This is a genomic window from Candidatus Enterococcus leclercqii (assembly GCF_009933135.1).
GTDB lineage: Bacteria > Bacillota > Bacilli > Lactobacillales > Enterococcaceae > Enterococcus_C > Enterococcus_C leclercqii.
On sequence record NZ_MAEH01000014.1, the window covers coordinates 394,631 to 408,392 of the forward strand.

Genomic DNA, 13,762 nt, shown 5'->3' on the forward strand with positions numbered 1-13,762 from the left:
GTGGAGAAAAATGACATCATTATTGGAGAAAACACGACGGGTCAATGAGCTGTTGCAACAAAAAAATACTTTTGATATGAAATCAGATCTGCCTTATGACAAGATGGCGATGACTTTAGGTGATATTTTAGATGCCAACACCTATATCATCTCAAGTGAAGGGACTTTGTTGGGATTTAACGAAAAACATGACGTAAATAACGACCGTGTTAAAAATATGTTTGTGGAAAAACAATTTCCTAAAGCGTATACCGACATGGTAGACCATCTGGGAAAAACCGAAGCCAATATCGCAATTGATAGCGACATGACGGCCTTTCCAGTGGAGCGTCGCGAGCAGTATCCTCATGGCTTAACCACTGTTGTACCGATTTTTGGTGCCGGCGAACGATTAGGAACCATTATTTTGGCCCGTATGGAAGAAGCTTTCGCAGATGATGATTTGGTGTTAGCAGAATATGGAGCAACGGTTGTCGGGATGCAGTTCTTGTATCAAAAATCTCGTAATATCGAAGAAGATGTTCGCAGTGCGACGGCTGTACAAATGGCAATCAATACGCTGTCTTATAGTGAATTGAAAGCAGTGCAGGCAATCTTTGAAGCGTTGGAGGGGGATGAAGGTCGTTTGACGGCATCCAATATCGCTGATAAAATTGGTATTACCCGTTCTGTTATCGTAAATGCCTTGCGGAAACTGGAATCAGCAGGAATCATCGAATCGCGTTCCCTTGGCATGAAAGGAACTTACTTGCGGGTCTTAAATCACCGGTTCAAAGAAGAGTTGGAAAAGCATAACTATTAATCAGGTGTCGGCAGGCTTTTGCTGGATTTTGGATAATCTTTCAAAGGCAAGCCGTCCGAATTAACGGGAGGTCTGGCAAATGACAGTGACCATCGAAAACGGCCAATTGATCGCTACCATTGCTCATCACGGAGCGCAGTTGACGAGTATCAAAAGTAAAGCTACCGGTTTGGAATATTTATGGACAGCGGATCCAGCCTATTGGGGCCGCCATGCACCAATCTTGTTTCCTATTGTCGGCAGCCTGAAGGACGGTAGCTACCGTTACCAAGGAAAAACGTATCATTTGCCACAGCATGGTTTTGCTCGAGATCGGGACTTCCAGTTAGTGGAACAAAGCGGCGAAGCAGTTACGTTCTGTTTGAAAGCTGATCTTCAGAGCAAAGCAGTCTATCCCTTTGATTTTGAGCTTTACGTTCATTATGAGCTGGGAGGAGAAGGCGTACAGGTTCGTTATGAAGTGAAAAATCCTGCTTCTGAAGAGCTGCTGTTTTCCATTGGCGGCCATCCTGGATTCAATGTACCTTTAACTGAAGATTTGACTTTTGAAGACTACTATCTTGCTTTTTCACCGATGAAATCCCGCATCACGTTGCCTTTAAAAGACGGCTTTATTGACGCAGCTCAAAAAACATTGGGGGCGACAAATACAAATCTGAAGCTGACCCACGAAATGTTTGAAAATGATGCACTGATCTATGAATCAAAGGGCTTGACTAAGATCACGATTGCAAGTGACAAATCACCTCACAGCGTCAGTGTTGCTTTCAACAATATGCCTTATTTTGGCATTTGGTCTCCTTATCCCAAAGAGTCACCTTTTATCTGCATTGAACCGTGGGCGGGTATTGCGGATACGATAGACGCTACCGGCGAGCTGGCAGATAAATTGGGAATTCAGAAATTAGGCCCTGAAGAAACTTTTGTAACCAAATATGCGATAACAGTCAAATAGCTTTGATGCTTCGCTGATATTAAATAGGCTATCGCTGACCTTGTCATGGCAGGGTCAGCGATAGCCGTCTTGTTGTGATTTAAAGTTGAGTGCTAGTGCTACCCAAAGGAATGTTTCAAGAATGGGACATGAAAAAAGACCTTGTGCTTTTTAACGGCGCGAGGTCTGATATAGCAATTATTCTTTTTTATTTAGTCCAAAAGGCACCCGACTTTCTGTCCCCTTTTTGATTCGCTGGATATTTTCCCGGTGGCGATAGAAGATAAAAAGGGTCACTCCGGTGGCGATGGCCGTTAAAAGCCAGTTGTGATCTGGCAGGACTTTAGGCCAGATAAAGGGCAGAACGACGGTGGAAAGAGTAATCAAAACAGCTGCAATCATGCTGGATAGTGAAACCATACTTGTCAAATATAAGCAAACTACGAAGATTACACAAGAATACAAAAAGAAAACGGGGTTATATCCTAGAAGCATCCCTGCGCTGGTAGCCACAGCTTTGCCGCCTTTGAAGCCGGCAAAAATCGGAAACGTGTGGCCAAGAATGGCACAAACACCGAACCACAGTGGGTTGATGCCGTCAATTTGAAAGAGCAATGGCAGACAAGTAGCCAAGGTTCCTTTTAAAATATCCATTAAAAGGACAATGATCCCGGCAGGTTTACCCAGCACGCGAAAGGTATTGGTGGTCCCGGAATTGCCGCTGCCAAAGTTGCGAATGTCTTTTTTGTAGAAAATTTTGCCGATCCAGACACCGGAGGGAATTGAGCCCAGCAGATAGGCGACCAATAGTAAAACAGCGATTTTCATAGTAAGCCTCCTTTCTAATTAATTGAATCAAAACAGGCCCTCAAAAAGTGGTCCTAAAGTTTTTCTGGTAGATCATTTACCTGAATAATTGATTAACAGCTCTGTGGCAACTACGCAATTTTATCATGAAAGGCCGGAGGGAACAACCAGCTTCAGGTTTTCTCTTTTTTTCGCAGCGTTTTTGAAGTATTATAAAAACTGGCGTATCAAGCGCAAAAGAAGTGAAGGAGAGTTTTCTTTGGCGAAAAATAATAATGAATACAACGATGCTTCAATCCAGGTTTTGGAAGGTCTTGAGGCGGTACGCAAACGTCCCGGCATGTACATTGGCTCTACCGACAGCCGCGGTCTGCACCATTTAGTATATGAAATCGTCGATAATGCGGTAGATGAAGCATTGTCGGGATTTGGTGATCACATTGAAGTTACTTTGAATAAAGACAATAGCGTCACGGTTTCAGATAGTGGACGGGGGATGCCGGTGGGAATGCACGCATCTGGGATTCCTACAGTGGAGGTTATTTTTACAGTGCTCCATGCCGGAGGAAAATTTGGTCAAGGGGGTTATAAGACTTCGGGCGGACTTCACGGTGTGGGTGCCAGTGTAGTCAATGCCCTTTCCAAACAACTGACAGTGACTATCGTTCGTGATGGTGTCGAATATGAAGAGCGTTTTGAAAATGGCGGGCATGCGGTTGGAACGCTGAAAAAATTAGGGAAGACAAGAAAGCCAAATGGAACGACGGTGACTTTTTTACCAGATGAGACTATTTTTAGTACAGTCCGTTTTTCCTATGAAGTCTTGGCAGAACGATTGCGGGAGTCGGCCTTTTTGTTGCGAGGCGTCAAAATCACGTTGACAGATTTGCGAGGAGAAGAAACGACTCAAGAAGTTTTCCATTTTGAGGAAGGAATCAAGGAGTTTGTTGATTACCTGAACGAAGAAAAAGATACCTTAACACCGGTAATCTACTTCAACGGAGAACGAGACGGCATTGAAGTGGAAATCGCCTTTCAATACAATGACGGTTATTCTGAAAATATCCTGTCATTTGTCAACAATGTCCGCACCAAAGACGGGGGGACACATGAAGCTGGTCTGAAAGCCTCTATGACGAAAGCTTTCAATGAATATGCTCGAAAAGTCGGTCTCTTGAAGGAAAAAGATCGTAATCTCGAAGGCTCTGACTTTCGCGAGGGGCTGGCGGCAGTGCTTTCTATCCGAGTGCCGGAGAACTTGCTGCAATTTGAAGGACAAACAAAAGAAAAACTGGGTACGCCTATCGCAAGAAATGCGGTGGACAATGTTTTAGGAGAACAACTGGGCTTTTTCTTGCAGGAAAATAGCGAAATGAGCCAAATGCTTGTCCGCAAAGCCGTCAAAGCACGGGAAGCTAGAGAAGCAGCTCGTAAAGCGCGAGAAGAAAGCCGCAGCGGAAAAAAACGCAAAAAAGGCGAATCCTTGCTGTCAGGAAAACTGACACCGGCGCAGTCCCGCAACCCTAAACGCAATGAATTGTTTTTGGTGGAAGGAGATTCTGCCGGCGGTTCTGCTAAACAAGGCCGGGATCGGAAATTTCAAGCGATTTTACCGCTGCGAGGCAAAGTTATCAACACAGAAAAAGCCAAGATGCAGGACATCCTGAAAAATGAAGAAATCAATACGATGATTTATACGATTGGTGCCGGAGTGGGCCCTGAATTTGATATTGCCGATGCCAACTACGACAAAGTCATCATTATGACCGATGCGGATACCGATGGTGCTCACATCCAGGTATTGCTTTTAACTTTCTTTTATCGTTATATGAAACCTTTGATTGAAGCCGGCAAAGTCTATATTGCACTGCCACCATTGTACAAAGTTTCCCGTGGTGTCGGCAAAAAGGCGGTAACGGAATACGCTTGGACTGATGAAGAGCTGCAATCTGTGATTCAAAAAGTCGGTAAGGGCTACATGCTGCAACGATATAAAGGACTAGGTGAAATGAATGCGGAGCAGTTATGGGAAACAACGATGGATCCTGAAACCCGCACGCTGATTCGGGTGCGCATTGAAGATGCCGCTCAAGCAGAGCGCCGCGTGACGACACTGATGGGAGACAAGGTTGAACCCCGGCGTAAATGGATTGAAAGCCACGTCCAATTCACGTTGGAAGAAGACGGCAGTATCCTGGATAAAAAAGAAGAGAGCACTACCACTACGCCAGACTTTTACGACGAGGAACGGACTCAGGAGATTCAGCAGGTCAAAACAGCAGCAGAAGCTGAAGAAACAGATCAGGAAATCAGTCTGTTTGACTTGGACTGACCCCACAGGTATTTTTGTGCATCTTGATAGTTGATGTCAAGTTGCCACTAAAGCAGCAAGCTGTCGGAGATTCACAACTGTCGGTATTTTATGGATTCTGGCTTTTAGCAACTTATGATCGGAGGCTTTTTTTTGGAACACAAACACAATATTCAGGAATTAACATTAGAAGAGGTCATGGGTGATCGCTTCGGACGTTATTCAAAATATATCATTCAAGAGCGGGCATTGCCGGATATTCGCGACGGGTTGAAACCGGTGCAACGTCGGATTCTATTTGCCATGAACAAAGACGGCAATACTTACGAGAAAGCCTTTCGTAAATCTGCCAAATCCGTAGGGAACATCATGGGTAATTACCATCCCCATGGGGACAGCAGTATTTATGAAGCGATGGTTCGAATGAGTCAGGATTGGAAACTGCGGGAGATTCTGATTGAAATGCACGGGAACAACGGGAGCATGGACGGCGATCCACCAGCTGCTATGCGGTATACCGAAGCCCGTTTGTCTAAACTCAGTGGGGAGCTGCTAGCAGATATTGAAAAAGAAACGGTTGATCTTGTTTGGAATTTTGATGATACCGAAAAAGAACCGACTGTACTGCCGGCAAAATATCCCAATCTGCTAGTGAACGGCTCTACCGGTATTTCAGCAGGGTATGCTACTGAAATACCGACTCATAATCTAGCAGAAGTCATCGACGGCACTATTTATTTGATTGACCATCCTACTGCGAAGCTGGAAAAAATCATGGAATTCATTCCTGGCCCGGATTTTCCTACCGGTGGGATTTTGCAAGGCAAAGAAGAAATTCGCAAGGCGTACGAAACCGGCAAGGGCAAAGTAATTTTGCGTTCAGTGACAGCTATTGAAGAATTGAAAGGCGGCAAACAACAGCTGGTAATCACTGAGATTCCTTACGAAGTGAACAAAGCCAGCCTTGTAAAGAAGATGGATGAGATCCGGCTGAACAAAAAGATTGACGGGATTGCCGAAGTCCGTGACGAAACAGATCGGACCGGCTTACGCATCGTTGTCGAATTGAAAAAAGAAGTCAACGCAGAAGGAATCTTGAACTACTTGTTCAAAAACACCGAACTTCAGATCAACTACAACTTCAATATGGTGGCAATCGCTGACTTGCGCCCTGAGCAAGTGGGTCTTTTGCGGATCTTAACGAGTTATATCAGTCACCGAGAAGATGTCGTACTCCGCCGCAGCCGTTTTGAACTGACGAAAGCTCAAAAACGTCAACACATCGTAGAAGGTCTGATTAAGGCGCTTTCTATTTTGGATGAAGTCATTGCTACGATTCGTGGAAGTAAAGATAAAAAAGATGCCAAAAATAACTTGGTGATGCAACACGGCTTTACCGAGGAACAAGCAGAAGCGATTGTCAACTTGCAGCTGTATCGCCTGACCAATACCGATATCACCGCTTTACGGGCAGAAGCTGAAGAGCTGGCTATCACTATTACCGAACTCCATAAGATCCTGACTGATGAAGGGGAGCTCAAAAAAGTCATCAAGCAGGAACTGCGGGAAATTAAAAAACAATATGGAAACAAACGTTTAACTAGAATCGAAGATGAAATCACTGAGATTAAGATTGAAACAGAGGTTTTAGTGGCACAAGAAGATGTCGTTGTATCTGTGACCCACGAAGGCTACCTTAAACGCAGCAGTGTGCGCAGCTACCAAGCATCAAAACCAGAAGAGCTGGGGATGAAAGACGGCGATTTCGTCTTATACACAGGTGCAGTCAATACGTTGGATCATTTGTTGATCGTTACTGATAAAGGAAATGTCATCTATCGACCAGTGCATGAATTGCCTGATTTAAAATGGAAGGACATCGGTGAACATATCTCACAAACCATGATGAACTTCGGGATTGATGAATCGATTTTACAAGTTTTCAGTTTCAAAGAACTGGACCCGACTAAAAACTTTGTGATGATTACTAAAAATGGTTTAATCAAACAGACAAAGATGACTGAATTTGAACCGTGGCGGACCTATAAGAGTCGACCGCTAACGATGATTAAATTCAAGGATGAGACAGATGAACTGCTGGCAGTCTACCTAGTGGAAGAAGGCCGAGACGATGATGTCTTTTTAGTAAGCAATCGTGGTTTTGGACTGCGGTATCCACTGTCAGAAGTACCGGTAGTTGGACCAAAAGCAGCCGGCGTGAAGTCCATGAATTTAAAAGAAGGAGACTTTATTGTCAACGGGTTGCTAGTTTTATCTGAAGGGGATACGCCGATTGTAATCGTGACGCAACGAGGAGCAGTCAAGCGGATGCTGGCCCAAGAACTCAATCCATTAGGCCGAGCAAAACGAGGCTTGATGGTTTTGCGGGAGCTGAAGAAAAATCCTCATCGCGTCTTGTATATGGGGGCTGGCGATGATCGACGGCTACTCTTACAAAATCAAAAGGGTCAACTGACCGAGATTAATACCGAAAAATACCCGATTGGTGAACGCACCTCTAACGGCTCTTTTGCGGTTGATGAGAATGCTGGCGGCGTTTTGATCGCTGTCCACGAACTTCGAGATCCTGCCTTGCCAGAAAAAAATCCCGAAACTGTTATATAATCTGTTTAAAAAACAGCCTTCTGTATCAATACAGCGGGCTGTTTTTTGTTTCAAGCCAAACCAATAAAAAGCTTAAAAAAGTCCCAGGAAAAACAAACCTTGCACAAGTAAATAGGGCTGGTATATAGCGTTTCCTATACTTTAAGTGACAACAGATCGTGTTTTTTTGAACAAGTTTCATGAAAAAACTTGCATTGGAAAAGATATGTGTTATACTATCTTCGTAAAGCTGTTACATAAATTGACAGCGGTTAATTAAGGAGGGTTCATTGATGGGAACTGCAACAAACGTTGAAGAAATGAACAAAACAGCCTGGGACGGATTTAAAGGCAAGCTTTGGAAAGAAGGAATCGATACTCGCGATTTCATTCAAGAAAACTACACACCTTATGAAGGCAGCGCAGACTTCTTGGCAGAACCAACAGATGCGACTAACGAACTGTGGGGCAAACTACAAGGATTGCAAAAACAAGAACGCGAAAACGGTGGCGTCTTGGATATGGAAGCAGATGTTGTTACAGCAGCAAATGCTTACGGTGCCGGGTATATCGATGAAAGCTTAAAAGACGAAGAAAAAATCGTTGGTCTGCAAACAGACAAACCATTGAAGCGTGCCTTCATGCCTTATGGTGGGATTCGGATGGCTGAAGAAGCATTGGAAAGCTACGGCTATGATGTAAACCCTAAATACACTGAAATTTTCAATAAATACCACAAAACACATAACCAAGGTGTTTTCGATGTGTATACGCCAGAAATTCGTGCCGCTCGTCGTGCGAAAATTATTACTGGTTTGCCGGATACTTACGGCCGGGGCCGGATCGTTGGTGACTACCGACGGGTTGCTTTGTACGGTATCGACTACCTGATGGAACAAAAACAACATGACCATGCCAACTGTGGCCACGGTCAATTCACAGAAGAAGACATCCGTCTTCGTGAAGAAATCTCAGATCAATACAAAGCATTGAAACGCATGAAAGAGATGGCTGCAGCATATGGCTTTGACATTTCTCGTCCAGCTGAAAATGCTCGTGAAGCCGTTCAATGGACTTACTTCGGTTACTTGGCCGCTATTAAAGAACAAAATGGGGCAGCAATGTCTATCGGCCGTATCTCTACTTTCTTGGATATCTACATCCAACGGGATCTGCAACGGGGACTGTTGAATGAAGACGAAGCACAAGAATTGATCGACCACTTAGTAATGAAATTGCGTATGGTGAAATTCGCACGTATCCCTAGCTACAACGAATTGTTCTCAGGCGACCCGGTTTGGGCAACATTGTCGATCGCTGGTATGGGTATGGACGGCCGGACGTTGGTAACTAAAAACGACTTCCGCTTCTTGCGTACCTTGCAAAACATGGGTCCTTCACCAGAACCAAACATGACAGTTTTGTATTCTTCACGTTTGCCACAAGCATTCAAAGACTACGCTGCCAAGATTTCTATCGAAACTTCTTCAATCCAATACGAAAACGACGATGTGATGCGTCCAGTATGGCGTGACGACTACGCAATCTGCTGTTGTGTGTCTGCGACAGAAACCGGTAAAGAAATGCAGTTCTTTGGTGCCCGTGCTAACTTGGCAAAAGCTTTGTTGTATGCGATCAACGGTGGTGTGGATGAAAAGAGCAAAACACAAGTTGGTCCTAAATATCGTGGAATCACTGGTGACGACGCTTTGGACTTTAATGAAGTCATGGAAAAATATGACGACATGTTGGAATGGTTGGCAGGCATGTATGTAAATACATTGAACTGCATCCACTACATGCATGACAAATATTACTATGAAGCTGCGGAATTGGCATTGATGGATAGTAATTTGAAACGGACGTTTGCAACGGGGATTGCCGGATTCTCTCACGTAGTAGATTCATTGGCTGCTATCAAATACGCAAAAGTTTACCCAGTTCGTGACGAAAATGGCTTGGCAATTGACTACAAGATTGAAGGAGACTTCCCTAAATACGGTAACGACGACAATCGTGCCGATGACTTGGCAGTTTGGTTGTTGAAGACCTTCATGGAAAAATTGGAACACTACCACACTTACCGTAACTCAGAACCGACAACTTCGATTTTGACAATCACTTCAAACGTGGTTTACGGAAAAGCAACTGGTGCATTGCCTGACGGACGTCCTGCTGGTGAACCATTGGCACCAGGCGCAAACCCTTCATACGGAGCAGAAACTCACGGGTTGTTGGCTTCATTGAACTCTTTGACTAAACTGCCTTATGAATTGGCATTGGATGGTATTTCAAATACTCAAAGTATCAACCCTGACGCATTGGGTCATGATGAAGATGAACAAATCGAAAACTTGACTCACGTTTTGGATGGTTACTTCGATCAAGGTGCTCATCACTTGAACGTGAACGTCTTCGGTAAAGAAAAACTGATTGATGCGATGGAACATCCGGAAAAAGAAGAATATGCAAACTTCACAATTCGAGTATCCGGTTACGCAGTTAAGTTCATTGACTTGACTCGCGAACAACAATTGGATGTTATCAGCCGTACATTCCACGATCACATGTAAGCTGATTTAACGAACAAGCCCATAAAAGGCGGATGGACATTGTTCATCCGCCTTTTGTTATAATGGTTGTGCGGGACTTCACATTTTATTGTTTGTCGCGCTGAGAAACCTTGCATTTCACTGAAACCTTTAATTTCAAGCGCTGTTGCCGTGTTTGAATCACTATATATAGGAGGATCAGATCGATGTCTGAGAAAACCAATCAAGAAGAGGTCTATGGAATCGTACATTCTACCGAAAGCTTCGGCTCTGTTGATGGCCCCGGCGTGCGCTTTATCGTCTTTTTACAAGGATGCAAGATGCGCTGTCAATTCTGTCACAATCCGGATACCTGGATGCTGCAAAATCCCAAAGCTCGCAAGCGTACGGCTGACGATGTCCTGGAAGAAGCGCTGCATTATCAAAGCTACTGGGGAAAAAAAGGCGGAATCACGGTCAGTGGTGGCGAACCCTTGCTGCAAATTGACTTTTTGATCGATCTCTTCAAAAAAGCCAAAGCTCAAGGAATCAATACAACTTTGGACACTTGTGGCCAGCCTTTTACCAGAGAAGAACCTTTCTTCTCCAAGTTTAATGAGTTGATGACATACACGGACCTGCTTTTGTTTGACATCAAACAAATTGATGAAAAAGCCCATAAAATGCTGACTCGTCAATCCAATAAAAGCATTCTGGATATGGCACAGTACTTATCTGAAATCAATAAACCAGTCTGGATCCGCCACGTTTTGGTACCGGAACGCAGCGATTACGACGAATACTTGATCCGTCTAAATACATTTATTAAGACATTGAACAATGTCGATAAGGTAGAAATTTTACCTTACCATACGATGGGAAAATACAAATGGGAAGAACTGAATCTGGATTATCCTTTGGAAGGTATCTTGCCACCGACAGAAGATCGGGTAGACAATGCGAAAAAACTGCTTCATACCGAAGATTATGTCGGCTATTTGACCCGCTGATAAAACGACAAGAGAGGGAAAGAATGATTTCTTTCTTTCTCTTTTTTTGTTATGATAATTAAGAATTCAACTAAAGGAGCGAACTTAAATTATGTCGAAAGTTTTGATTTTTGGTCACCAAAATCCTGATACCGATGCCATCGGGGCTGCCATCGCATTTGCTCAGCTGCAAAAAGCTATGGACGTGGATGCTGAAGCTGTTGCGTTAGGTACCCCTTCAGAAGAAACGCAATTTGCACTGGATCATTTCCAGTTAACTGCCCCACGAGTAATCACTGCGGTTAAACCTGAAACCAGCGATGTTATGCTGGTGGATCACAATGAATTCCAGCAGAGTGTTTCTGATATTGCCGAGGTGAATATTTTATCTGTAGTGGATCATCACCGCATCGCTAACTTTGAAACTGCCAATCCATTGTATTACCGTGCGGAACCAGTGGGCTGTACCAGTACAATTATCTACAAAATGTATCGGGAAATGGAAGCAGAAATCACAAAAGAGATTGCCGGGATCATGTTGTCAGCCATCATTTCAGATACTTTGCTGTTCAAATCACCGACGTGTACCCCTGAAGATGTCAACGCTGCTGAAAAACTAGCTGAAATTGCTGAAGTTGACTTGGAAAGCTATGGTCTGGCTATGTTGAAGGCAGGGACTAATTTGTCTGATAAATCAGCAGAAGGATTGTTGGACTTAGATGCTAAGAGTTTTCCAATGGCAGATAAGACGGTCCGGATTGCGCAAGTGAACACTGTTGACTTGAAAGAAGTCTTTGATCGCCAATCCGAGCTGGAAGCTGCTATGAAAGCTGAAAGTGAAGAGAAAGGCTATGACTTGTTCTTGCTGATTGCTACGGATATCTTGAACAGCAATTCTGAATTGCTGGTAACTGGCGAACCGGTTGCCAAAGTTGAAACAGCTTTTAACACCACGTTAACGAATAATCGTGCGCTTTTACCGGGCGTTGTTTCTCGCAAAAAGCAAGTTGTCCCACAATTAACAGCGGCTTTTAACAACTAATCAAGCTATTTTAAGCTGTAAAGTAAAGCAGAGAGTCGATCCTGTGAAGATTCTGCCAAACGCTGCTGCCTGCTTTTCTCATTAGAGTTTAGGCAACAGCGTTAGAACCGGACAATCCACCTATCCTTAATTTTGGGTAGAGGGTTGCAGTGGTTGCGGTATGAAGCTAACGGGAGCGGCTTTTTTTACTAGAAAAGGAGTCAATGATCGTGATATTGATCTGTGAAGCATCTGATAAACAAAAGATTCGCCTATCTCGCCAGCACTATTTTGACAGTTTAAGTGATTATTTGTATCAGCATCCGCAAGTGACTTTGCGGGATCTGGTGAAAGTTTTTTCTGAAGCGGGATTTTCCAGGTACTTGGAAGCCTGCATCGAAGCTGGGTTAATCCTTCGTGAAGAACGGCGTTATCGTTTGGCACTGCCGGTCTTCACTCGAGAAGAACAAGAGCAGATTCGTTTAAGTGAAGCGGTTCAAAGTACTCTTGGTGCTTGGGGAAAAGAAGCAGAAACCATCGCGGGAATCTTCGAAGAAAAGCGCATCGCATTGACAGAAAACTTTGCCCCTTACTTTGTCGAAAACGGGACAACGCTGCTTCGTTATAGTCGTGTGGCTGATGAGGACTTGGCGTTGTGTTCTGCAAGTGTGGGAGATCTGCAGGAAAAAGATCTGGCAGGTTATTTTTCAGCTAATCGAATAGTGTCTGAACCAGAAGTTTATGCTCCTTTACGCCGACTAATTGGAGATGTGGATGAAGATTATTTCATGCAACAAACCGGCTGGATTGTCAGCCGTGTGCTGCGTGGTAAAAAGCCACGAGATTCAATTTTTCTAAATGCTCTTTTAATGACAGAAATTGTTGCAGAAAGTGATGGCTTTTTTCTTAAAATCCCGCATTTAATAAAAACTGACCTGTTGGAATCACCAATAAATAGAGAGAGAGTCACAGCAAAATCTCATTTTGAAAAAATATGTATGTATAGCGAGCTGTGTAAAGCTTATGCAGGAGGCCTGCAACAGTGGTTGGTCAAAATAAAGTAGGCTTTTGAAAAAGAATGGTGATAAAAATGAGAAAATAGTAAGTGTTATTGTTGTTAATCTAATAAATGCGTGATAAACTTTAATTAGTGAGTGAAGTGCAAGAGAAAACGAGCCGATACAATTTATTTTGGAGCAGTGAAAGCAATAAGCTGACCAACAATCACTGTTTTCTTTGCAGGATCGCAGAGACGAATCAAAGGAGGCATTTATTTGGAAAAGCTACAGAATAACTCAGTTGAAATGCAAGGGAATAAACGAGAACAAGGTGATTTAATCACTTTTGTTTCGATGGTGGAAGTGGAAAAGGCTCGCAGAGAATTGAAATTGAGCCAAATTGATGAGTCGAATTTTTCCGACGCAGAAATTGTGCTGGCCATCCAAAAACAAAAAGAAGTAAATGCATCAACCGTAGTACCTATTGTGCTGGATTGGCTAGTAGAGGCCAACTTTATCGTTTCAGGCTCTCAGGCGGCGGCCTACATTCGTAAAAATGGCAAATACGCTGTCGAAGGTTTCCAATACAAGACAATTGGTGAAATGGATTTTGACAGCAACGGCAATTACTACCTGGTAATCGCTTCAAGTACTCACAAAAAGATGGAGTGCATCTACAAGGTCTATACAAATGGTGAAATCAAAGAATTAGTTGTAGAGGCATAATACTTCTCTACACGCAAAAGGCTGAAACGAGTTGTGATT

General features: G+C 43.6%; 10 protein-coding genes. 9 read left to right on the forward strand and 1 reads right to left on the reverse strand.

The window, feature by feature from the left end; translation table 11 throughout:
• The first annotated feature begins 10 nt into the window (after window positions 1–10).
• Complete coding sequence (gene codY, locus BAU14_RS08245) at window positions 11–802, forward strand: GTP-sensing pleiotropic transcriptional regulator CodY (protein ID WP_161899609.1); 792 nt, start codon at window positions 11–13, stop codon at window positions 800–802.
• 79 nt (window positions 803–881) lie between these two features.
• Window positions 882–1,757, forward strand: coding sequence for an aldose 1-epimerase family protein (locus tag BAU14_RS08250; RefSeq protein WP_161899610.1), 876 nt, complete (start codon window positions 882–884; stop codon window positions 1,755–1,757).
• Between the two features lie 177 nt (window positions 1,758–1,934).
• Here the strand turns inward: BAU14_RS08250 and plsY are convergent, their stop codons facing one another.
• Window positions 1,935–2,564: a glycerol-3-phosphate 1-O-acyltransferase PlsY gene (gene plsY / locus BAU14_RS08255; protein WP_161899611.1), complete on the reverse strand. Its 630-nt coding sequence runs from the start codon at window positions 2,562–2,564 to the stop codon at window positions 1,935–1,937.
• 238 nt (window positions 2,565–2,802) lie between these two features.
• On the opposite strand from plsY, the gene parE reads away from it, so the two are divergent.
• From parE to BAU14_RS08290, 7 genes are all read left to right on the forward strand, one after another.
• On the forward strand, window positions 2,803–4,875 hold the full coding sequence (parE, locus tag BAU14_RS08260) for a DNA topoisomerase IV subunit B (protein WP_161899612.1): 2,073 nt from the start codon (window positions 2,803–2,805) through the stop codon (window positions 4,873–4,875).
• A 132-nt stretch (window positions 4,876–5,007) separates the two neighbouring features.
• Window positions 5,008–7,479 carry a DNA topoisomerase IV subunit A gene (parC, locus tag BAU14_RS08265; protein WP_161899613.1) on the forward strand — a complete coding sequence of 824 codons (2,472 nt, stop codon included), beginning with the start codon at window positions 5,008–5,010 and terminating at the stop codon, window positions 7,477–7,479.
• A 272-nt stretch (window positions 7,480–7,751) separates the two neighbouring features.
• Complete coding sequence (gene pflB, locus BAU14_RS08270) at window positions 7,752–10,031, forward strand: formate C-acetyltransferase (RefSeq protein ID WP_161899614.1); 2,280 nt, start codon at window positions 7,752–7,754, stop codon at window positions 10,029–10,031.
• A 185-nt stretch (window positions 10,032–10,216) separates the two neighbouring features.
• The gene (pflA, locus tag BAU14_RS08275; RefSeq protein ID WP_161899615.1) at window positions 10,217–10,999 is read left to right on the forward strand and encodes a pyruvate formate-lyase-activating protein; all 783 of its coding nucleotides are present in this window, start codon (window positions 10,217–10,219) and stop codon (window positions 10,997–10,999) included.
• 91 nt (window positions 11,000–11,090) lie between these two features.
• A complete protein-coding gene (locus tag BAU14_RS08280) occupies window positions 11,091–12,020 on the forward strand; it encodes a manganese-dependent inorganic pyrophosphatase (RefSeq protein ID WP_161899616.1) in 930 nt (309 codons plus the stop codon).
• Window positions 12,021–12,229: 209 nt separating this feature from the next.
• Complete coding sequence (locus BAU14_RS08285) at window positions 12,230–13,063, forward strand: DUF1803 domain-containing protein (RefSeq protein WP_161899617.1); 834 nt, start codon at window positions 12,230–12,232, stop codon at window positions 13,061–13,063.
• A 210-nt stretch (window positions 13,064–13,273) separates the two neighbouring features.
• Window positions 13,274–13,723, forward strand: a complete 450-nt coding sequence (locus BAU14_RS08290) for a hypothetical protein (RefSeq protein ID WP_237580433.1) — start codon at window positions 13,274–13,276, stop codon at window positions 13,721–13,723.
• The last annotated feature ends 39 nt before the right edge of the window (window positions 13,724–13,762 follow it).

Coding starts and splice junctions, on each gene's coding strand:
- codY (WP_161899609.1), top strand. CDS start 11: ATGACATCATTATTGGAGAAAACACGACGGGTCAATGAGCTGTTGCAA.
- BAU14_RS08250 (WP_161899610.1), top strand. CDS start 882: ATGACAGTGACCATCGAAAACGGCCAATTGATCGCTACCATTGCTCAT.
- plsY (WP_161899611.1), bottom strand. CDS start 2,564: ATGAAAATCGCTGTTTTACTATTGGTCGCCTATCTGCTGGGCTCAATT.
- pflB (WP_161899614.1), top strand. CDS start 7,752: ATGGGAACTGCAACAAACGTTGAAGAAATGAACAAAACAGCCTGGGAC.
- pflA (WP_161899615.1), top strand. CDS start 10,217: ATGTCTGAGAAAACCAATCAAGAAGAGGTCTATGGAATCGTACATTCT.
- BAU14_RS08280 (WP_161899616.1), top strand. CDS start 11,091: ATGTCGAAAGTTTTGATTTTTGGTCACCAAAATCCTGATACCGATGCC.